The organism is Desulfovibrio desulfuricans, assembly GCF_024460775.1.
Taxonomy (GTDB): Bacteria; Desulfobacterota; Desulfovibrionia; order Desulfovibrionales; family Desulfovibrionaceae; genus Desulfovibrio; species Desulfovibrio desulfuricans_E.
On sequence record NZ_JANFYZ010000044.1, the window covers coordinates 1 to 478 of the forward strand.

At 53.3% G+C, this 478-nt stretch carries 1 protein-coding gene; it reads left to right on the forward strand.

What is annotated here, in order from left to right:
- Positions 1 to 146 precede the first annotated feature (146 nt).
- The coding region (locus NE637_RS15345; RefSeq protein WP_256267796.1) for an AAA family ATPase at positions 147 to 478 on the forward strand (332 nt) is incomplete at its 3' end.

The following is a 478-nucleotide window of genomic DNA, read 5'->3' on the forward strand; positions in this document are numbered from 1 at the left end:
TGTGAGCGTACGGGCTCACCTTTCGAAAAATTGAGCATTTCGCCCATAAACTGAAAGATGTTTAGCTGATAGCCATCCCCCTCACTTTTATCACATTCACTACAACCGCCCCGCCCTGGGGCAGTTTTCGTTTTAAGGAGCTATGCATGAATAATATCAACGACCTTTGTAAGCTGCAGCCCACGGATCTTGATGCCGGTCAGGTCTTCAGCGGCAAACCATCCGGCACCACTGTCAGAGGCTTCGCCGTCCCTTCGGCCTACACCCCGGCTATTGACCACGAATATATCTTCCATGAGTCCAGCCGTGACGTTGTGGTCTGGTTTCTCAACCCACAGGAACCGCTGTACGTCTTCGGCCCCACAGGCTGCGGTAAGACGACATGCATCAAGCAGCTGGCAGCCAGGCTTAACTATCCTGTCTTTGAGGTTACCGGACATGGGCGGCTGGAATTTGCCGACCTGGTTGGTCACCTGAC